A 13,145-nucleotide genomic window follows, 5' to 3' on the forward strand; every position below is an offset into this window, starting at 1 on the left:
TATATAAGGTTATATTTTTACCGCCCTACGCCTCGCCGAAGAAGCGCTCGATCTCGATCTTGGCGGTATCGGGGCCGTCGGAGCCGTGGATGACGTTGGAGTTCACGTCGACGGCAAAGTCGCCGCGGATGGTCCCCGGCGCAGCGTCGAGCGGGTTGGTGGCGCCCATGAGGGTGCGCATCTTGCCGATGGCGCCCAGGCCCGAAACCACCATCTTCACCACCGGACCGCTCGTCATGAAGGCCACGAGGTTCTCGAAGAACGGCTTGTCGGCGAGGTGCGCGTAGTGCTCGCGAACCACATCGGGCTCGAGCACGGCCATGTCGAGGCGCTCGATCGTGAGCCCGGAGCGCTCAATGCGGGTGATGATCTCGCCGATCTTGCGGTCGCGCACAGCGTCGGGCTTGATCATGATGTAGGTCTTCTCGATCTGGGGCATGATGCTCCTTTCGTTATGCAGCCGCACGGTAGGCAGCCGCTCTCCTCGCTTCAGTATGGCATACCGCGCCGGCGGCACACCAAAGCAGCATGCGCCCCCGCCGAAGCGGCGGCGACAGGGCAGCTTTTCTACCCGGATGCTCGACGGCGCGGCGCAGCGCAGCGCCGCACACCGAAGCGGGGCGCCCCACTCAGCGCATCCTACGCAGCGCCCTCGCCCATCGCCACCACGGGCGAAAGCTCCTCCACCGCTGCACTATCGGCCTCGATGCCGGCCTCCACCAGCTGCATCTGCTCCACAACCGCCGAGGGGGCCGTGCCGCCCCGCGTGGTGCGCGCCGCGACGACGGCGTCGAGGTCGAGCGCGCCCACGATATCAGCATCAAAGAGGTCGCTCGCCTGCTGGAACACCTCGAGCGGGAGCTCGGCGATGTCCACGCCGCGCCTCTCGGCCTCGAGCACAAGGTGCCCCACCACAGCGTGCGCCTCGCGGAAGGGCATGCCCCGTTTGGCGAGGTAGTCGGCCACGTCGGTCGCGGCCAGATGCCCACGCGCCATCACGGCGCGCATGCGGTCGGCGTTGACGGTCCAGGTGCTCACCATGCCCTTCATGACCCCGAGGCACGCCAGCAGCGTGTGCGCCGCGTCGAGCGCACCCTCCTTGTCCTCCTGGAGGTCCTTGTTATAGGCGAGGGGCAGCCCCTTGACCGTAACGAGCAGCTGCACAAGATCGCCCACCACGCGTCCCGTCTTGCCGCGGATGAGCTCGGCAAAGTCGGGGTTTTTCTTCTGCGGCATGATGGACGAGCCCGTGGAGAACGCGTCGGAGAGGGTGATGAAGCCAAACTCCTGGCTCGACCAGAGCACGATCTCTTCCGAGAGGCGCGAGAGGTGCACGGCCTGCACGCTGCAGGCGTACTCAAGGTCGAGGAGAAAGTCACGGTCCGAGACGGCGTCGAGCGAGTTCTCGATCACGCGCGAGAACCCCAAGCGCTCGGCGGTCATCTGGCGGTCGAGCGGGTAGCTCGTCCCCGCCAGCGCCGCGGCGCCGAGCGGCGAGGCGTCCGCCGCATCAAAGGCGGCGGCGAGGCGTGCAAAGTCGCGCGCGAGCATCCACGCGTAGGCGAGCAGGTGGTGCGAGAAGAGCACGGGCTGGGCGTGCTGAAGGTGCGTCATGCCCGGGAGCACAGTGTCGCCCGCCTCGCGCGCCGCCTGCACGAGCGCACGACGGAGCCCCAGGTTGGCCTCCATGAGGTCGCGTGCGAGCGCCTTGGCGGCAAGGCGCGTGTCGGTGGCTACCTGGTCGTTGCGGCTGCGCCCGGTGTGCAGGCGCGCCCCCGCCTCGCCGGTGCGCCGCGTGAGCTCGGCCTCGATGGCCATGTGGATGTCCTCGTCGTTGATGTCGAAGGCAAAGCGCCCGGCATCGATATCGGCCTCGATGCCGCGCAGGCCGCGCTCGATGGCCCGAGCGTCCTCCTCAGAAATGATTCCCTGGTGGGCGAGCATGGCGGCGTGCGCGATGCTCCCGGCGATATCCTGCCGGTAGAGCGCCTTGTCCACCGGGAGCGACGCCCCGAACTCCTGCGTCGCCTCCGATACGTTCTCCTCAAACCGACCGCCCCAGAGCGCCATGGAAACCCCCTTCTCTACGCAAAGCGCGGCCCGCGGGACAAGCGGGCCGCGCTCTTTAACTATATGCGAAATCTCGCTGGCGCTGCACGGCGCCCGCGGCTCTCTACGCGAGACCCGAGCCCGGCCCCTGCATGCGTGACCACGTGCGCGACTGCAGGCTGTGCAGCTCGATAAACCCGGGCGCCGCCTCGTGCGGGAAGGTATCGCCCTCGTCGTAGGTCGCCAGCGGCTTGGAGTAGAGGCTGTACGGCGAACGCACGCCATCCATAAACAGGCCGCCGCGGCAGAGCTTGAAGCGCACCTCACCCGTCACGTACTTCTGGGTGTAGGCGTTGTAGGCGTCGATGGCGTGGCGGTTCTGCGAGTACCACAGGCCACGATACACGGCGCTTGCCCATTCCACGTCGAGCTTGGCCTTCTCCTTGAGCGTCTCGTAGTCGAGGCAGAGCGTCTCGAGGGTCTTGTGCGCCTCGATGAGGAGCAGGGCCGCCGGGCACTCGTAGCACTCGCGGCTCTTGATGCCCACCACGCGGTCCTCGATCATGTCGAGGCGGCCGTAGCCGTTGCGCCCGGCGATCTCGTTGGCCTTGATGATGAGGTCGAGCAGCGGCATCTCCTCGCCGTTGATGGAGGTCGGCACGCCGCCCTCAAACCCGATGACCACGGTTTCGGGCTCGGCGGGGGCATCCTCGGGCGCCGCGGTCATCGTCCAGATGTCCGCCGGCGGGGTGTTCCAGGTGTCCTCGAGCACGCCGCACTCGATGGCGCGGCCCCAGAGGTTGTCGTCGATGGAGTAGGGCTTCTTCTTGGTGGTGGGCACCGGCACGTCGTGCGCCGCGGCCCACTCCATCTCGGACTCACGGCTCGTGAGGTCCCACTCGCGCACCGGTGCGATGATGGTGAGGTCGGGGTCGAGCGCGCGGATCGAGGTCTCGAAGCGCACCTGGTCGTTGCCCTTGCCCGTGCAGCCGTGCGCCACGTACTTGGCGCCGTACTTATGGGCGAGGTCCACGAGGTGCTTGGAGATAAGCGGGCGCGAGAGCGCCGAGAGCAGCGGGTAGACGCCCTCGTACTTGCCGTTGGCCCAGATTGCCTTAGAGAGGAAGTCCCGCGCGTACTCGGCGCGCATGTCCACCGCCTCGCTCGCGATGGCGCCCATGTCGAGCGCCTTCTGGCGGATCCACTCGAGGTCCTTCTCGTCCTGGCCGACATTGCCGCAGATGGCGATGACGTCGAGGTTCTTCTCCACCTGCAACCATTTAATGCAGACCGAGGTATCGAGCCCGCCGGAGTATGCGAGGACTACCTTCTCCTTCTCCATGGTGCGTTCCTTTCTCTGTTGCGCTCTCGTGATTATGCGTAAAACTGCATAATTGTTGGCCTTCGAATCGCTTCTCTGTATATTACACGATTCCAGAGCCGTCACGGGGAGTTTCTCAGTTCTCGCACAAAGTGGCACCCAATGTTTCCAGAGCGTGAACGTGCGCGGCGCGCGAGAGGCACCCGCGCACGCAGCGGCTACTCCCCCGCCTCCGCCTTGGGCGCCCCAGGCTCCGCAGCGTCGGCATCCGCCGTCACCTCGGCATCCACCGCCTCAAACGCTTCGGCATCTTCCGCCGCCCGCTCGGCGCGCGCCGCGTCAAACGCCTCCTTCATGGTCTTGTTGCCCCAGGTGAGCTTGCGGATGGTGAGGTCCTGCGCCTTGTCGTTGGCGAGCCTGAGGTTGTTCTCCGACGAGATGAGGTTGTCCTTGACCTTCTGCAGGTGCTTGATGGTAGCGTCGATCTCGTCGATGGCGGTCTGGAACTTCCGGCTCGCCAGCTCGAAGTTCCGCGAGAACCCGCCTTGGAACTTGAGGAGCTTCTCCTCGAAGTGCGTCACGTCGATGTTCTGCTGCCGCACGATCGCGAGCTCCTGCTTGTAGGCGAGGGCGTTCATCGCGGCGTTGCGCAGCAGCGTGATGAGCGGGATGAAGAACTGCGGGCGGATGACGTACATCTTGGGATAGCGGTACGACACGTCCACGATCCCCGTGTTGTAGAGCTCGCTCTCGGGCTCCAGAAGCGTCACCAGCACGGCGTACTCGCAGCCCTTCTTGGTGCGGTCGGCATCGAGCTTCTTGAAGAAGTCCTCGTTCTTGTGTTTGGTCGCGGTCTCGTCGTTCTCGTTCTTCATCTCGAACATGATGGAGACGACCTCGTTGCCCGCCTCGTCGCACTCGCGGAAGATGAAGTCGCCCTTGGTGCCGTCCGAGGCGTCGTTGTCCTTCTCGAAGTACGCGCGCGGGAAGGCCGTCATGCGCAGGCGGTTGAACTCGGTCTCGCAGTGCTGCTCGAGCGTCTCGCCGACCATCTTGGTGGAGAGGCGCGCCTTCATGTCGCGCAGGCGCTCGATCTCCTCATCCTTGTAGCGGATGAGCGACTCGGCCGATTTGCGCGCCTGCTCGAGCTCGAGGGTGTGCGTGGCCTCCATCTGACGCTTCTCCGAGTCGCGGACGGCCTGCTCGCGCACGAGCGCCGAGCGGGCCTCGTCGCGCTCGCGTTCCACAGCGGCGACCGCCTCGGCCTGGGCAAGCTTGGCCGCGCCCTCCTGCTCGCGAAGCTGCGAGCGGAGCCGCTCGGCCTCCTCGCGCGCCTTGGCAACTTGCTCGCCCAGCCTCCGCTCCGCCTCGGCCGCCGCCTTGTCGAGCGCGAGCGCCTGACGGTCGTCGGCCGCGGCAAGCTGAGCCTTGAGCTCGGCGATCTGGGCATCGCGGGCGGCAACGTCGTGGGCGAGCTCCTGACGGGTGGAGGCGTCGGCGAGCTTTGCGGCGTCCTTCTGCCGCTCAAGCTCGGCGGTGAGGGCGTCCACCTGACGCTGGAGGGCCGCCGCGTCCTTCTGGGCGCGCTCGCGCTCGTCGGCCGCCTCAGCACGGACCTGCTCGCGGGCCTCGGCCGCCGCCTGCTCGCGCGCGAGGTCGCGCTGCTCGTCAGCCGCGGCGAGCTGGGCTTTGAGCTCGGCGATCTGCGTGTCGCGCTCCGCCATGCCCGCCTGCAGCTCGCGCTGCGCCGTCTCGCGGGCGAGGGCGAGCTCCTGCTCCTTCTCGCGCGCCATGAGCTCCTCGCGCTCATGCAGGTCGCGGGCGAACTGCTCGTCGCGAACCTGCCGCACGATATCGGCATAGCCCGACTCGTCCACCGTAAACGCCCGTCCGCAGTGGGGGCAGATAATCTCGCTCATGATCAACCTCACTCTCCGCCGGCTCCGGCCGGCTGCCGCTGGAACGTCTCCCACGATACCGCTTCGTGCGGACACAAAATGTGCCAAGGGGCAAAAGGGTGTCGCACGGGCCGGAGCCTTCAACCACATGCGGGCGCCCGCCGCGCGGCCACCCCCAGGCACCTCAAACCCGCTCTAGGCCGCAGCGCTCGCCAACCAATCGCGCCACGTGCGCACGGTTTCGCGCAGCTCGGGGGTGTAGATGCTCCCCTGTTGCCAGATGCCCGAGAGATCGTGCATAAGCACGGCGTCGCGCGGGGTCACGTCAACGAGAGAGCCCGCCGCAAGCTCCTCAGCCGCGGCGATTCGGTAGAGAAACGTCACCGCGTCTCCTGCCACCACATACGATTTGATGGCAGGGATGCCCCCAAGCTCCACAACGGAGGCAAAATCTGCGAGCGCAAGGTCGTGCGCCGCGAGCAGCCGCTCGAGAATCTCGCGCGAACCCGAACCCCGCTCGCGCACCACCAGCGCCCGCCCCGTCAGCCCGGCAAGCGTTGCCGAGCGAGTTATCTCCCCACCTGCTGCGCCGGTCACCGCCACAAACGGCTCGCGGGAAAGAACCTCGGCATCAAAGCGCTTGCGGTCGAACGAGCCCTCCACAAGCGCTACGTCGAGTCGCCCCTCCTCCAAGGCACGGGTAAGCTCCGCGGTGTTGCCCACGGTGAGCGAGAGACCGGCGGGAGGGCAACCCGGCGCCGCGGGGGCCACGCCGTTTGGAGCGGCATCCGTCACCACGGAGAGACTCTCGGCCACGCGCGCGACGATGCGCGGCGCCACGTAGTCCGCGATGGTGAGGGTGCAACCGAGCCGGAGCGGGCGGGCGGCATCCCCCGCACTCGCCGCCGCGACCTCGCGCCGCAGCCGCAGCTCGTCGTTTGTCATGGTCTGCAGGCGGCATCGCGCCACCTCCCCCGCCGCGGTCAGGCGCATCGAGCGACCCTCGCGCTCAAACAGGGGGCAGCCGTAGTGAGCCTCGAGCGCATGAACATGCTGGGTGATGGCGGGCTGGGTGATGTGGAGCCTCGCCGCCGCCCGGGTATAGCTCCCCGTCTGGCACACGGCAAGAAAGCTCTGAACGCGGTAGTCGAGCATCTGCCCTCCGTCTATAACAGATTGCGATAGTTATATAAGTATACCGCTACTGTTCTTTATAGATTGACGGAACTACCATGCCAGTAACGCCGCACAACAGCGCGCACCCGTCCCGCACAAGGAGGAACCCGTGGAACTCGCTCAAACCGTCCGCCGCATCGCGCCGGGCATCGTCCTCTGCCTCTTGATCGCCCTCCCCGCCTGGCTGCTCGGCAAGCAGTTCGACGTCATCGGCGGCCCGGTCTTTGCCATCCTCATCGGCATGGCGGCCGCCCTGCTGCTCCGCGGGCGCGACCTCGCCCCGCTTGCACCGGGGATCACCTACACCTCCAAGAAGATCCTCCAATACGCGGTTATTCTTCTCGGCTTTGGCCTCAACCTCGCCCAGATCGCCCAGGTGGGCGCCACGTCGCTCCCCATCATCGTATCCACCATCGGCGTATCGCTCGTCATCGCGTTCGTGCTCTGCCGCGCGCTCAAGATCCCCGGCAAGATCTCGACCCTCGTGGGCGTGGGGTCGTCCATCTGCGGCGGGTCCGCCATCGCGGCCACGGCACCGGTCATCGACGCCGACGACGAGGAAATCGCCCAGGCCATCAGCGTGATCTTTCTCTTTAACATCATCGCCGCACTCGTCTTTCCCGCGCTCGGCGCGGCGCTCGGCCTCTCCAACGAGGGCTTTGGCCTCTTTGCCGGCACGGCGGTGAACGACACCTCCTCCGTAACGGCGGCCGCGGCGGCGTGGGACGGCATGCACCCGGGCGCCAACACGCTCGACACGGCGACCATCGTCAAGCTCACCCGCACGCTCGCCATCATCCCCATCACGCTCGTGCTCGCCCTCTATCAGGCCCGGCGTGCGCGCCGTGCCGCCGAGGCGGGAGCTGCCGAGGGCGCGGGCAGCTTTGACCTCAAGAAGATCTTCCCGTACTTCGTGCTGCTCTTTGTGCTCGCCAGCATCGTGACCACCGTCTTTGCGCTGCCCGTGGCCGTGACCACCCCGCTCAAGGAGCTCTCGAAGTTCTTCATCGTAATGGCCATGGCAGCCATCGGCCTCAACACCGACCTCGTCAAGCTCGTGCGCACGGGCGGCAAGCCCATCCTCATGGGGCTCTGCTGCTGGATCGGCATCGCCCTCGTGAGCCTCGGTATGCAGCACGTGCTGGGGATTTGGTAAGGGCGCAGAGCGCAGCGCTGTCGCATGCCGGCCGCCCTTACAACAGGCCCCACCTAAAGGAAATGCGGTTCATCCATCTAAACGGCAAAAATCAGCCCCGATTTTGCCGTTCAGGTGGGCGAACCGCATTCTGAAAACACGAAAGTGGCCCCTTAACCACGAAAATGATTTGCTGCAGTGGGTCATCTTTCCGTTGCCGTCGGCGGCACCCCTTGCAAACTTTGTCCGCACAGTCTGGCACAATGGATAAGCTGACGCTTCGCCGGCAGCCAGCAACTTGGAGGAGGGACTATGGCCCAATCTGCACACCGCTTCTCTCGCAAAGAGCTTGTCCGTCTTCTTGATGGCACCATAGGCCACACGCTTGGAGAAATTGACTCGGCCAACGTGCTCGGACGCTCCGAGCGCAACAAAGGAAATGCCGGAGCCGTCTTCGAGCAGAGCGTGCTCGGGTACCCGGCAGACTCAGATAAGCGCCCCGACCTCATCGTCGACGGCGTACCCACCGAGCTCAAGGTGACCGGTCTCGTCGCATCTCCCAAAAGCAGCCGCGGATGGCGCGCGAAGGAGCCGATGTCTATCACCGCAGTCACCCCCGACGACATCGTTAAAGAGGAGTTCTTCACCTCGGCATTTTGGGAGAAGGCCGAGCACCTACTCATCGTGTATTACCTCTATGTTCGCCCTGGCAAAGGGATATAGTTTGCCCAGTACGCCACGTTTGAGGTCAAAGGATACGACTTTCACATCTGGAGCGAGCTTGACGTGAAGCGACTTAAGGCGGACTGGACGCTCGTACGCGACTTTGTCGACTTCGCCCTCAAGCAAAATCGCGAACGGTGGCTCCCGGAGCTTTCGAGCCTCATCAACCGCGAGCTACTTTACCTTGACACCTCACCCAAGTATCCCAATCCTCCGCGTTTTCGCTTCAAGAACTCGTTCGTGACGGCCATCGCCGAAGAGCATTTTGGCACCGCGGGAATCGACGCTACTGCCATCACTTCGATGAAGGATATCGACAATCACCTCGCCACCTGTCGAGAGCGATTTGCCTGGAAGACCATCGCTCAAATCGCAGAGGCCCTTGGACTCAAGCTCGCGCAAGGAAAACCGGCAAAATCGCTCACCGAGCAGGCGATTGTCCAGATGCTCACGGGGCATCCAGGAAAGCTCCGAAACGTCGAACTGTTTACCAAGGCGTCCATCACGTGCTCCTCGGTGACCATCACCACTTCCGGAAAACGCACCGAGGACATGAAGGTGGAACCTTCACTCGACTTCGACGACCTGCTCGATCCGGAAGCCTCCTTCGAGGATTCCACACTCGCTTCCCAGTTTATCGGGACCTCTATCATCTGCGCCGTCTTTGAGGAGTCGCCGCATGAGACCGACCGCATGAACAATCGCTTCCTCGGATTCAAGCGTCTCTGGCTCGGCGAGCTTTCTCAAGATGCCCAACGCCTCTGGGAAACCATCCGCGATCTCGTCTTCAATAACAAGCTGGTCGACGTACCGGTCCTTGACCGAAACGGCAAGCCAAAGCTCTCAAGAATAACCGGCCTCCCTAGTTCGGCGCCCAACTGGCCCAAATCACGCGATGGGGTGCTGTTTTTGAGGGGCTCGGGCAGAAATGCTCGCGACAAGACCGTTTCGATCAACGGCGTACGCATGTATCGACAGAACGTTTGGGTCAAGGGCATCTGGATTGCCGAGCAACTCTCCCGCTACGAGTATCTCTAAGAGAGAAGGGGCTTCTCTCGTAAGACTGACACGGGCCATCTGGAAAAACGGAGGGGCGACGACTCACATCTTGGTCGAGCATCAGCCTCGCCCTACAATGACAGCATTTGACACAGCAAGCGATAGGAGAAACGTGTCAAACACCATTCACCTTGCCGAGCTCTTTGCGGGCGTCGGCGGATTTAGGCTAGGGCTCGAGGGGTATCACGACTCGCGTTACCCGCAGTTTGCAATGGAAGCAGCCGGTTCCTTTAAAACCGTCTGGGCCAACCAGTGGGAACCGCAGGGCAGTCCTGCTCGTCAGTTTGCCGCACGCTGCTACAGCGAGCGCTTTTCCGAGCCGGAACTCATCAACAAAGACATTGCCATCGTACTCGATGAAGCCGAGCACGGCGAGCGCACCATACCTGACGTCGAAATGGTCGTGGGAGGCTTCCCATGTCAGGACTACTCGGTAGCGCGCCCGCTCTCGCAAGCAAGCGGCATCGATGGCAAAAAGGGCGTGCTTTGGTGGGAAATTTGTCGTTTCCTCGAGCTGAAGCACCCTCGTTTTGCCCTCTTTGAAAACGTTGATCGGCTGCTCAAGAGCCCAGCCCGCCAGCGTGGACGCGACTTTGCCATCATCCTCTCATGTCTTGCTTCATACGGCTACACCGTCGAGTGGCGGGTGGTCAATAGTGCCGCCTATGGTTTCTCACAGCGCCGTAAGCGCGTCTACATCTTCTGCGACCGCAAAGACACAGAACAAAGTCTCGAGGACCTCTTGCGCGATGGTGTGATGGCGCGCGCCTTCCCGGCGACATGGCCCAACGAACCCAGTGCGTTTTCTCTTGCGGCTGATCCCTACGAGAACTCCGAGCGCTTCGGGACAGGCTGCAAGGTCTCACCCTTCAAGGCCGCCGGTGTTATGCGTGACAAGCAAGTGCTAACCGCTGATTTTGAAGAGGCTTTTGACGGCCCCTTCGGTTGTCTCGGCGACGTACTCGTCCCCGAGTCCGACGTTCCCCCAGAGTTCTACATCGAGCCCTCGAAACTCGACAAGTGGCGCTATCTCAAAGGTTCCAAACATGAGGAGCGCGTTAACAAACGCACTGGATTTACCTATACCTACTCAGAGGGCGCCATGGCGTTCCCTGACCCGGTAAACAAGCCCTCGCGCACCATCCTCACCGGTGAGGGAGGACGAGGCGCATCGCGCTTCAAGCATGTCATCGAGCTTCCTGATGGGAGGTTCCGCCGACTCGTCCCCGATGAGCTCGACCAGCTGCAAGGATTCCCCCGCGGATGGACTAACACGGGCATGACTGATATGCAGCGCGCTTTCTGCATGGGAAATGCCCTGGTGACGGGCATCCCGCATCGCATCGGCAAAGCGATGGTCGAAGTGTACGGGCTCTAGCGCGCTCTTCACATTAGACTGTTTGACGCATCAGTTTCATACGCAGCAGGCGTAATACCAGGCGCCCCTCTAGTTCTCCGCTCCCCCGAGCTCCGCCCGGTAGAGCGGCTTGTAGATGGCTCCTTCGGGGGTGAGGGTACTCTTGAAGAGCGTCATGCGGGTGGCATGCGCCGGCTCGGGAAAGGCGAGCGGGGCGAGCTCTCCCTTGGGGAGGCGCACGCGGCGTGCCAGCGTGATGTGCGGGCGGAAGGGCTTGCCGTCAAAGGCAATGCCACGGTCGGCGAGGGCGGCGCGCAGCTCCTCGGCAAGGACGACTAGCTCGGGCACTGGCTCGACGCCAAGCCAGAGCGTGCAGTCGCTCGGCTTGCCAAAGGTTCCCAGACCGGTCGGGTGCAGGCGCACCGGGCCGCGCCCCGCCGCAACCTCGTCCATCGCCGCGATGGCATCGCGCGACTCGGCCTCGCCAATCTCGCCCAGAAACGCAAGCGTAAGATGGTAGTTCTCGCCGGGGACAAAGCGCCCAGTCACGCGACCCGCAAGGCAGCGTGCAAGGTCCACAATCTCGGCGCGCATTGTATCAGGCAGCTCAAGGGCAACAAACGTCCGCACGGTCCTCTCCCCCCGTCCAAGCCGGCCGGCAGCCCCGGTCGGCCCCGTCATGCCACCACACACGATACCATCCGTTCCCCACGCCAAACCGGCCGCTGGGCGACTAACCCCCAGCGGTTGGGCATATCGACACCCCCACAGGGGCATACCGACAACCATGTAGCCAGCCCCGAAAGGAGCGACCCATGAAATGCCCCGTTTGCAAGGACGTCACGTTGCTCATGACCGAAAAGCACGGCGTCGAGATCGACTACTGCCCCGAATGCCGCGGCATCTGGCTCGACCGCGGCGAGCTTGACAAGATCGTCGACCGCGCCCGTGGCGCGCAGGAGGGCTACTACGAAGAGCCCCGCGAGCGAACACGCGACGGACTCGGCCAGCGCCACAACCACGACGGCCAGCACGTCACCGCCAAGCGCAAGAAGAAGGAGAGCCCACTCTCCGCGCTCTCAGACCTCATGGAGATCTTTGGCGGCGAGTAGCCGACCCCACACATAGAAAAAGAGCGCCGCTCTGCTGGATTCCTGTCCAACAGAGCGGCGCTCTCGTGCGCACGCTACCGTACCTACGGCACCGGCTTAGCCGCGGAACCCGCCGCGATCGCCAAAGCCGCCACGGCCACCGCGGTCGTTGCCACGGCCGCCAAAGCCGCCGCGCGAACCGCCACGGTCACCAAAACCGCCACGACCACCGCGGTCGCCACCGCGGCCACCAAAGCCGCCGCGCCCGCCGCGGTCGTTGCCGCCACGGCCGCCAAAGCCGCCGCGGCCGCCGCGGTCGCCACGGTCGCCAAAGTTACCGCGGCCGCCACGGTCGCCGCCACGCGGACGGTCACCGTAACCGCCACGGCCACCGCGGTCGTTGCCGCCACGGCCACCGCGATCGTGACCAAAGCCGCCGCGCGGGCCGCGGTCCTCGTCAAGACCCATGGCCACGAGCGGGTCGATCACCTTGTCGAGCAGCTCGAGCAGGCCGGTCGCATCCTCAGCGGAGAGCGTGGGGATGTACTTCTTGCGCTTCTCGCCCTGCGCAACGGCCAGCTCCTCGGCGTCCTCGCTCGCAAAGACCACCACGTGGCGCATGTCGTTATCCTCGGGCTCGATGCGGCCCACGATGTCGTGCTTCTCAGCCTCGGCCAGGATCCCGTTGAGCTCGCGCAGGCGCATGCCCATGAGGTCGGCCATCTCCTTCTGCTCCATGCGCGGCTTGAGCTCGAGGAGCTTAAGGGCACGGAGCAGGTTGTTGTTGCGCTCGCGATCGGCCTCGGCCTCCTGCTCGAGGGCGCTGCGACGGTTGCGCATGAGGCGCGCGGCGCGGTTAAGCTTGTCGAGGAGCTGGGCGTCCAGGTCCTCGGGAACATCCTTCTTCTCGGCAGCCGGAGCCTCGTCGGACTCGGCAGCCTCCTCGGCCACAACGGCCTCCTCAACCTCAGCGACCTCCGTCTCAGCCGGAGCAACCTCGGTTGCGACCTCAACCTCGGCCTCGGCAACCGGAGCGGTCTCCGGGACAACCTCGGGCTCGACGGCCACGGTCTCGTTCTCGTCGGTCAGGTTCGTCGTGTCGATCTTCTCGTCCATCTTTTCCACCATTTCTGCGCCACCTTGGCGCTCCTCGGCGCTTCCGCGCCATCCTGGGCCTTCCGGCCGTCTCAAACAAGCCGCCTTCCGACGGCGACCAACCAGTTTATGCGCTCACGCGCCGCGTACCGCCCAAGAACCTCGGCACGCACAAAAGGCGCACGTCTGACCGTGCGCCTTTTGCAGCATTCTGGATTGATCTTAATCGGAGCCCTGCCGC

At 64.5% G+C, this 13,145-nt stretch carries 12 protein-coding genes; 5 read left to right on the plus strand and 7 right to left on the minus strand.

All coding sequences use genetic code 11. The features are described 5' to 3' along the window. Positions 1–25: 25 nt before the first annotated feature. The 5 genes from ndk to B5G20_RS07295 form a co-directional block, all read right to left on the minus strand. The gene (gene ndk / locus B5G20_RS07275; RefSeq protein WP_087356248.1) at positions 26–439 is read right to left on the minus strand and encodes a nucleoside-diphosphate kinase; all 414 of its coding nucleotides are present in this window, start codon (positions 437–439) and stop codon (positions 26–28) included. A 200-nt stretch (positions 440–639) separates the two neighbouring features. Next, positions 640–2,070: an argininosuccinate lyase gene (gene argH / locus B5G20_RS07280; protein WP_087356310.1), complete on the minus strand. Its 1,431-nt coding sequence runs from the start codon at positions 2,068–2,070 to the stop codon at positions 640–642. Positions 2,071–2,173: 103 nt separating this feature from the next. Then, entirely contained in the window at positions 2,174–3,391 is a 1,218-nt protein-coding gene (locus B5G20_RS07285) for an argininosuccinate synthase (RefSeq protein WP_143750241.1), read from the minus strand. 197 nt (positions 3,392–3,588) lie between these two features. Beyond that, the gene (locus B5G20_RS07290; RefSeq protein WP_087356311.1) at positions 3,589–5,289 is read right to left on the minus strand and encodes a DUF2130 domain-containing protein; all 1,701 of its coding nucleotides are present in this window, start codon (positions 5,287–5,289) and stop codon (positions 3,589–3,591) included. Between the two features lie 174 nt (positions 5,290–5,463). Beyond that, positions 5,464–6,423: a LysR family transcriptional regulator gene (locus B5G20_RS07295; protein WP_087356249.1), complete on the minus strand. Its 960-nt coding sequence runs from the start codon at positions 6,421–6,423 to the stop codon at positions 5,464–5,466. A 130-nt stretch (positions 6,424–6,553) separates the two neighbouring features. Here B5G20_RS07295 and B5G20_RS07300 point away from each other — a divergent pair, with 130 nt between their 5' ends. The 4 genes from B5G20_RS07300 to dcm all read left to right on the plus strand — a co-directional run bounded on the left by B5G20_RS07300 (position 6,554) and on the right by dcm (position 10,739). Then, positions 6,554–7,600: a YeiH family protein gene (locus tag B5G20_RS07300; protein ID WP_087356250.1), complete on the plus strand. Its 1,047-nt coding sequence runs from the start codon at positions 6,554–6,556 to the stop codon at positions 7,598–7,600. A 291-nt stretch (positions 7,601–7,891) separates the two neighbouring features. Continuing rightward, positions 7,892–8,302, plus strand: a complete 411-nt coding sequence (locus B5G20_RS07305) for a MutH/Sau3AI family endonuclease (protein WP_087356251.1) — start codon at positions 7,892–7,894, stop codon at positions 8,300–8,302. 63 nt (positions 8,303–8,365) lie between these two features. Next, positions 8,366–9,340 carry a hypothetical protein gene (locus B5G20_RS07310; RefSeq protein ID WP_087356252.1) on the plus strand — a complete coding sequence of 325 codons (975 nt, stop codon included), beginning with the start codon at positions 8,366–8,368 and terminating at the stop codon, positions 9,338–9,340. A 133-nt stretch (positions 9,341–9,473) separates the two neighbouring features. Next, entirely contained in the window at positions 9,474–10,739 is a 1,266-nt protein-coding gene (gene dcm / locus B5G20_RS07315; RefSeq protein ID WP_239286919.1) for a DNA (cytosine-5-)-methyltransferase, read from the plus strand. A gap of 69 nt (positions 10,740–10,808) precedes the next feature. Here the strand turns inward: dcm and thpR are convergent, their stop codons facing one another. Continuing rightward, positions 10,809–11,348: an RNA 2',3'-cyclic phosphodiesterase gene (gene thpR, locus B5G20_RS07320; RefSeq protein ID WP_087356254.1), complete on the minus strand. Its 540-nt coding sequence runs from the start codon at positions 11,346–11,348 to the stop codon at positions 10,809–10,811. 185 nt (positions 11,349–11,533) lie between these two features. On the opposite strand from thpR, the gene B5G20_RS07325 reads away from it, so the two are divergent. Then, complete coding sequence (locus B5G20_RS07325) at positions 11,534–11,830, plus strand: zf-TFIIB domain-containing protein (protein WP_087356255.1); 297 nt, start codon at positions 11,534–11,536, stop codon at positions 11,828–11,830. A 96-nt stretch (positions 11,831–11,926) separates the two neighbouring features. Here B5G20_RS07325 and B5G20_RS07330 read toward each other — a convergent pair whose 3' ends face one another. Next, on the minus strand, positions 11,927–12,937 hold the full coding sequence (locus B5G20_RS07330; RefSeq protein WP_239286920.1) for a hypothetical protein: 1,011 nt from the start codon (positions 12,935–12,937) through the stop codon (positions 11,927–11,929). Positions 12,938–13,145: the final 208 nt, after the last annotated feature.

It is taken from the genome of Collinsella sp. An7, from assembly GCF_002159335.1.
Classification (GTDB): Bacteria; Actinomycetota; Coriobacteriia; order Coriobacteriales; family Coriobacteriaceae; genus Coprousia.

What these genes read in the sequence shown, in the direction of transcription:
- ndk (WP_087356248.1), bottom strand. Translation starts at nt 439, where the DNA reads ATGCCCCAGATCGAGAAGACCTACATCATGATCAAGCCCGACGCTGTG.
- argH (WP_087356310.1), bottom strand. Translation starts at nt 2,070, where the DNA reads ATGGCGCTCTGGGGCGGTCGGTTTGAGGAGAACGTATCGGAGGCGACG.
- B5G20_RS07285 (WP_143750241.1), bottom strand. Translation starts at nt 3,391, where the DNA reads ATGGAGAAGGAGAAGGTAGTCCTCGCATACTCCGGCGGGCTCGATACC.
- B5G20_RS07290 (WP_087356311.1), bottom strand. Translation starts at nt 5,289, where the DNA reads ATGAGCGAGATTATCTGCCCCCACTGCGGACGGGCGTTTACGGTGGAC.
- B5G20_RS07295 (WP_087356249.1), bottom strand. Translation starts at nt 6,423, where the DNA reads ATGCTCGACTACCGCGTTCAGAGCTTTCTTGCCGTGTGCCAGACGGGG.
- B5G20_RS07305 (WP_087356251.1), top strand. Translation starts at nt 7,892, where the DNA reads ATGGCCCAATCTGCACACCGCTTCTCTCGCAAAGAGCTTGTCCGTCTT.
- B5G20_RS07325 (WP_087356255.1), top strand. Translation starts at nt 11,534, where the DNA reads ATGAAATGCCCCGTTTGCAAGGACGTCACGTTGCTCATGACCGAAAAG.
- B5G20_RS07330 (WP_239286920.1), bottom strand. Translation starts at nt 12,937, where the DNA reads ATGGTGGAAAAGATGGACGAGAAGATCGACACGACGAACCTGACCGAC.